The organism is Streptomyces sp. NPDC044061 (genome assembly GCF_056434305.1).
On the sequence record NZ_JBWKFL010000123.1, the window covers coordinates 1 to 6,349 of the forward strand.

A 6,349-nucleotide genomic window follows, 5' to 3' on the forward strand; every position below is an offset into this window, starting at 1 on the left:
CTGCGTGCCGCCCTGGGTGTTGCCGCCCTTGGGCATGGCGGTGTTCTTCGACGAGTTGCTCTTGCTGCTGTTCTTGCTGTTGCTGTTGTTGCTGTTGTGCTGCTGGTGGTGCGCGCTGGAGTGCGCGGCCGGGTGGTGCATCATGGGTGCAGCCTCGGCGCTGGCCACACCGATGGTTCCTGCGGCGAGAGCGGCGATGCAGGAGATGCCTGCGATGCGGGCCATGTGACGTCGAGCGTTGATCATGAGAAACCTCGTAGTTCTAGGTAGTTCTTGGAGGGGGGATTCCCTTTCGGTAAATCCATTTCAGCCCGCCAGGCTCCCGCTGTACGTCCCCCGATCAGCGGACCAAGCGGCTGACACAGTCGTCCACTGAGGGGGAAGGCTGATTGACCGATGGCAGGCGGCCGGGACTCGAGGAGCCCTGTTGCCGTCTCCCCAGCTTTCGTCGGCGACTTCGTCACCCAGACCGCTGATAGGGGCTTGAGCAGCGGATTTACCAAGGTCAGTCCCCTGGCGCGCCTCACCTGAGCCGGTTGATGAACCGGTCACCCCAGGCACAGGGGCGGGGGGCACCCGAGGGAGGAGGGAAAAGTCCGCTGATTCCTCCGCGTCCCCTGGATCTTTTCCTCGGACCTGGCTCTCCGCCAGGCGCGCAGGTGTCTGCCGCTCGGGAACGGGGCTGGTCGTGCATGCTGTGGAGCATGGCCACGATCCATCGCCGCCCCGATACGCTGACCGTCGGGGTGTTGCTGGCAGTAGTCGGTGGGTTTCTGGACGCGTACACGTTCGTCCGGCACAACGTCTTCGCCAACCTGCAGTCGGGCAACGTGCTGCTGTTCTGCGTGGAGGCCACCGCCCGGCACTGGCACCGAGCAATCCTGCTGCTGATCCCTATCGTGGCCTTCAGCGTCGGCGTACTCCTGGTGGAACTCCTCGGCCTTCCCCGCGTGGAACGGCGCGTGCGCCGCCCGCTGCGGCTCGTACTGACGATTCAAATCGCCCTGCTGGCGGCGATCGCCGCACTGCCCGGTGACGCACCGGAACAGGTGACGACGGTGACGGTGGCATTCGTGGCCGCGCTGCAGTTCTCGACGTTCACCACCCTGCGCGATGCTCCCTACACCACTCTGGCGGAAAGCGGGAACCTGCAAAAAGGCATCGTCGCCGCGCACAGGTGGATGGCTGCCAAAGAACCAGCGGCCAAGCGGCGGGCCAGACAGTACACGATGATCATCGCGGCGTTCGCGGTCGGTGCGGTCACCGGCGCGATCATCACCCGCCTGGTGGGCGCTCCAGCGGTCGGCGTGGCCGCCGGCCTGCTGGCCGTCGTTCTCGCGATGCTGATCCGAGAGACACGGCAGTTGCAGCGCCGCGGGACGGACACGGAGCCGCCCGCACCCGCTCCCCCGTCCACCCACTGATCTCCACCGGCCACGGCCCCGTCTTCACTCCCGGGCGGCAAATGGGCGCCCCAGGTCATGCCCATTGCCGTCGGCACTGATCCCCACCGGCGCAGTGGCCGGGCTGGACAACCCGCCCGCCCCCTGGTCTGCGCCGCCGCACGGGCTCCGCATCGCACCCCACCTGCGCCAGCGGATCACCAATGTGTCGGCGGGCCTGGATGGTGCTGCTGTCCGCGCAGGTCATGTCCGGGAGAAGGTCGCCGAGTGACCGAACCAGCACGGACCGGGGCTTGGCCACGGCGGCCCGACGAGCGATCACCCGATCGGCCACGTCTCAGCTCGCGGTCCTGGTCTTGATGAGCGGCGCGTCCCGCGTGAACTCCTGGAACCCGACGCCGTAGTACAGTCCTCGCGCCTGGGGATGCCCCGGCGCACCCAGGCAGGCGACCGTCAGATGAGTGGCTGCGGCCGCCCGCGCCAGATGCATCCGGTGCAGCAGCATCGTCCTTCCCAGCCCGAGATGCGTCGGCCGTGCGGATTCCGCGTGCTCCAGCGGTACCGGCTACCCAGGGACCTCCTGGCGGTTGAGCCACCCGGACAAAGCCGTCACGCCCCGCTGCTGACAGGACCGGCTCGTGGTCCCGCAGGTGAGCGGGACCACGAGCTCGGACGCGACTGGGCGTGGGGGGCAGAACGTCAGGACGGTGGCAGCGTCCACTTCTGCGCTGCCGTCCCGTTGCATGTGTAGATCTGGAGTTGTGTGCCTTCCGTCGTGGACGACTGAGGGTCGTCCAGGCACAGACCGGAGTTGGGGTTCGTCAAGGAGCCGCCGGCACCGATCGTCCATTTCTGGGCGCCGGTGCCGTTGCAGGTGTACAGCTGGACGAGGGTTCCGTTGGTCGTCCCGCTGTTCGACACGTCGAGGCACTTGCCGAGGGTGCGCAGGGTGCCGTCGCTCGCGACCGTCCAGTCCTGGGCGTAGGTGCCATTGCAGGTCCACAGACGGATCGCGGTGTGATCGGCGGTGCCGGAGTTGGCGTCATCGACGCACAGCGCGGAGTTCACGCCCGCCGTGACGGGTCCCACCCTGGGCTTCGTCGGAGCGGACGTGTCACCGGGGTAGGAGGGCGGGGCGGCCGAAGCGGTCGTGGCCCAGCCGGTGTTGGGGCTGGTGCCGAGCGTGTAACTCAGCGTCCCACCAGAGGTGATCGCGGTCGTGGGCGCGTAGGCGTTGTTCCATGCGGACCCGTTGAACGTCGCGGACTGGACATAGGGCGCGTTGTCCGCGGCTCCGTCGCCGTTGATCGTCAGCGTCTTGCCGGACGGCAGAGTGATCACGGCCTGGGAGAACAACGGCGAGCCGAGGGCGAGGTCCGAGGTGCCGGGCGTCATGGGATACATGCCCAGTGCAGACCAGACGTACCAGGCGCTCATCTCGCCCAGGTCGTCATTGCCGTCGGCGAGGCCTGCGGGGGTGTTCGACCAGATCTGGTCCTGGATCGAGCGCACCGCCGCCTGGGTCTTGTAGGGCCGGCCGATGTAGTCGTACTCCCAGGGCAGTTCGATGCTCGGCTCGTTGCCGACCCATGCGTAGCCGTTGGCTCCGGTGTAGCTGCGCAGCACGGTGTCGAGGTAGTCGCTCATCACCTTGTTGCCGCCCTTGGCGGTGGCGAGCCCGGCAACGTTGAACGGCACCATGCCCGTGTAGATCCAGGAGTCCCCCTCCACCATGTCCGTGCCCCCGGTGGGGTCGAATCCGCCCGCCCAGCCGCCATCGGCGTTGCGCGGCTGAACGAAGCCGGAGGCCGGGTTGAGAACGTTGCGCCAGTCCTGGGCGCGATGAGCGTACGTCTGGCGGCTTTGCGTGTCGCCGAGAGCCCCGGCGAAGGCGGAGAGGGCGAAGTCCGCCGTGTCGTATTCGAGTGTCGTGGCGACGGGGCCGTAGAAGTTGCAGCAACCGTACGTCCCGTCGTGCGGCTCGTAGCCCGGGTCGTTCAGATAGTTCAACCCCGGCCGGTCGTTGTTGGCGGTGCTCGCCTGTTTCAGCAGTCCGGCCAGCGCCTTGGAGGTGTCGAAGTTCCGTGCGCCGAAGGCGTAGTAGTCGGCGATGATCGCCGCCGCCGGGTCGCCGACCATGACGTAGGACTCGCCGTTGTACTCCGACCACTTGGGGAAGATCCCGGTCTGGGCGTAGTCGTCGGTCATCGACTGGGCGGTGTCGGAGGCGACCTGGGGGCTCACCAGCGCTTCGAGCTGGGCCTGGGAACGGTAGACGTCCCAGCCGGAGTAGTTCGCGTAGGCCGCGCTGTGTCCGGCGTCGACCGTGTGTGTCTTTCCGTCGAAGCCGTAGTACTGACCGTTGGTGTCGCTGATGACGTTCGGATGCAGCAGCGAGTGGTAGAGCGCCGTGTAGAAGATCGTCTGCTGGTCTGTCGTGCCGCCGGCGATCCGCACCTTGCCGAGCGTGGTGTCCCAGGCCGAGTGGGCCGCGGTGCGGACGTCGTCGAAGTTCCATCCGGGATTCTCGGCAGTACGGTTGGCCACCGCGTTCGCCACGGAGACGTAGGAGAGGCCGACCTTGGCCTGCACGACCGGGTTGGTGCGTGTGTCGAAGGTGACGTGCGCGTTCGACGCGGAGGTCTGCGCTGCCGTGTCCGAGGCGTGCGCCGCCCCCGTCGCCACATGCCTGGAGGATTTCGGCATCGCGCCGTGCAGACGGGGTTTGTTGGGCCTGTCGGGGTCGTTCTTGCCGGCCCGGTGGGCAGACGGCGGGAGAAGATGCGTCGCGTCCGCGAGGGTGCTGCCGCTGGACGCGAAAGGACGGTCGAAGACCATGTCGAAATAGAGGGTGTAGGTGTTCCCCGCCCCGCAGAATCGCCCGCTGGTGACCTGGCCGCTGACCTCGGTGTCGGAGATGACGTTGAACTGCGTGGCCGAGCCGCCGTTCTGGCTGCCTGTCAGCTTGAAGAGCAGGTTCGCCTGAGAAGTCGACGGGAAGGCGAAACGTGCCATACCGCTGCGAGTGGTCGTGGCGAGTTCCGTGGTCACCTTGTTGTCGAGGGCGACTTTGTAGGAACCGGCCGACGCTGATTCGTTGGCGTGCGAGAAGGAGACCGTCGCTGTGTTGTTGACGGCGCCCACGGTGGGCAGCACGGGTATGTCGCCGGCGGCTCCGCAGCCGGGCCCGGCGAGGTGCGTGAGGCTGAATCCCGTGATCGAGGAGTCCTTGTACTCGTATCCACCACCAGGTGGCCGCGACGAGGTGTCCGGGCTCCACTGCACCATGCCGAAGGGCACGTCCGCGCCTGGGAAGTCGTTGGCCTCGTTGGACGTACCGATGAAGGGATTCACCAAGTCCGCCGGTGACGACACGAGTTTCGTCGACCTCGCCGGTGCTGCTGCCCAGGCGGCGGGCGCTGGTAAGGCGTACGCGCCGAGCAGGACGGCGCCGACGGCGCCACCCAAGGCCATGCGCACACGGTGCCTGCGGGACGTGCGTCTGCGTGTGCCAAGCCGGCGCTCGCCGGCCGGAGTCGAGAACATCGCAACTGCCTCCTGATGTCCGGTCAGGGGGTTGACAACGTTGTCTGAGGACCTACGTTGTCCAGGGGGGTGTTGGGGGGCCGCACCGGCTTGGAGTACTTCCGCAACGTAGCTACTGAGCATGCTCACGTCAATAACGAGGAAATTGCTTGCCGGGTTCGGCGTATGACGAGCCACGACACGCTCTCCTCGCACCGAGGCGATGGATCACATCTCCCGGTGGTCGGTTCGCCAGGGGAACTCCTGAAGAACGTCCTCAGGAGTCGGCGCTGCGTCCGGGTAGTGCCGGCAGATCTCCCGGATCACCGAGGCGTCTGCGGTGCAGAGGTCCCAACTCGTGCTGTCGAACTTCCTCAGCACCACCCTCAGCTCGTCGCCTGCGTACCCCGCGAAGTCCCCGTCAATGAACTGCAGGTCGGGTGCGACCAGGGCCAGCAGCTCCAGGGCGCCGATCCCGGAGCCGGAGGTAGCCTTCTCGATCTCGGCGAACGTGGTGGCGAGTTGAGCGTCGTAAGTCCGCACCTTCCAGGTGAGCCCGAGCCCAAAGCTGCCAAGACGCACTAGGAGTTCCGCCAGGGAGACGTAGTACCGATTGGTGGCGCGGTCTTGCCCAGGAGGACAGTCACGCCAGGCCGCGAACGTGACCGACTGCATCACGCCCGGGGTCGTTGCCGTCGGTGCGGACCCCGTTCACGTGCGAGGATCAGCGGTGCTCTCACGGCATGATCTTCCTCGACCGCGCCTGCAGGTCATTTTGGAACGGCCAGTGAGAGCCACACCAGACCGTGGTACACGTGCGGCGCGTGGGCCAGGGTGGGCGCGGCCAACTCTCTGCGCGGCTCCCTCTCGCCGTGAACGCACTTGGCGCCGGAGGCGTCCATGAAAGGCGGGCCACGGGAAGGTTGAGCGGACTCGCACGGAGGGGCTACAGCCGTTTCTTCCGGTCAGCAATGGCCGTTGTGGGGGGTGGCGCGATCACCGGCAGGTGATCGACGGGATGCTGCGCCGGATACGGACCGGGGTGCGATGGCGGGATCCGCCGGAGCGATTCGGGCCGGGTAAGACCGTGCACGAACGCCACCGACCGTGGTCCCGACGGCACCTGCGGGAGTGTCTTCTGTGACAGGTGCGGGCCCTCGGCCGTCGCCGTCGGTGAGATTCGGCCTGGGACCTCGCGGCGGACTCCACGACCGTGCGCGCCCACTGGCACGCGGCTGGTGCCCGCAGCGACATGCCACCCGATCACGAGCGCGGTCGGCCAGGCCCATCTCGGTCACCAGGCGCGCATCGTCACACCGCAGCGCCCGGAACACCGGATCGTCGATGTTGTGGCTCAGTAGGCGGAGTTGACGTTGTCGATGGAACCGTAGCGGTGGGCGGCGTAGTTGGCGGCCGCGGTG

Annotated in this window: 6 protein-coding genes and 2 pseudogenes; 3 read left to right on the plus strand and 5 right to left on the minus strand. The window is 67.2% G+C overall.

From position 1 onward, the window contains the following. On the minus strand, window positions 1–225 hold a 225-nt coding region (locus tag AC07CM_RS50180), incomplete at its 3' end, for a hypothetical protein (RefSeq protein ID WP_478883250.1). A gap of 479 nt (window positions 226–704) precedes the next feature. On the opposite strand from AC07CM_RS50180, the gene AC07CM_RS50185 reads away from it, so the two are divergent. Further along, window positions 705–1,424, plus strand: coding sequence for a YoaK family protein (locus tag AC07CM_RS50185; protein WP_478883251.1), 720 nt, complete (start codon window positions 705–707; stop codon window positions 1,422–1,424). Between the two features lie 316 nt (window positions 1,425–1,740). Here the strand turns inward: AC07CM_RS50185 and AC07CM_RS50190 are convergent, their stop codons facing one another. Together AC07CM_RS50190 and AC07CM_RS50195 are read right to left on the minus strand one after the other, a co-directional pair. Continuing rightward, window positions 1,741–1,908 carry a hypothetical protein gene (locus tag AC07CM_RS50190; RefSeq protein WP_478883252.1) on the minus strand — a complete coding sequence of 56 codons (168 nt, stop codon included), beginning with the start codon at window positions 1,906–1,908 and terminating at the stop codon, window positions 1,741–1,743. Between the two features lie 194 nt (window positions 1,909–2,102). Then, on the minus strand, window positions 2,103–4,877 hold the full coding sequence (locus tag AC07CM_RS50195) for a lectin (protein ID WP_478883253.1): 2,775 nt from the start codon (window positions 4,875–4,877) through the stop codon (window positions 2,103–2,105). Here AC07CM_RS50195 and AC07CM_RS50200 point away from each other — a divergent pair. Further along, window positions 4,799–4,984, plus strand: coding sequence for a 2Fe-2S iron-sulfur cluster-binding protein (locus AC07CM_RS50200; protein ID WP_478883254.1), 186 nt, complete (start codon window positions 4,799–4,801; stop codon window positions 4,982–4,984). The genes AC07CM_RS50195 and AC07CM_RS50200 overlap by 79 nt on opposite strands. A gap of 172 nt (window positions 4,985–5,156) precedes the next feature. Here AC07CM_RS50200 and AC07CM_RS50205 read toward each other — a convergent pair whose 3' ends face one another. Beyond that, complete coding sequence (locus AC07CM_RS50205; RefSeq protein ID WP_478883255.1) at window positions 5,157–5,603, minus strand: hypothetical protein; 447 nt, start codon at window positions 5,601–5,603, stop codon at window positions 5,157–5,159. Window positions 5,604–5,886: 283 nt separating this feature from the next. On the opposite strand from AC07CM_RS50205, the pseudogene AC07CM_RS50210 reads away from it, so the two are divergent. Beyond that, window positions 5,887–6,072 (plus strand): annotated as a pseudogene (locus tag AC07CM_RS50210) (transposase); the annotation flags it as partial. Between the two features lie 210 nt (window positions 6,073–6,282). Here AC07CM_RS50210 and AC07CM_RS50215 read toward each other — a convergent pair. After that, window positions 6,283–6,349, minus strand: a pseudogene (locus AC07CM_RS50215) (transglycosylase SLT domain-containing protein); the annotation flags it as partial.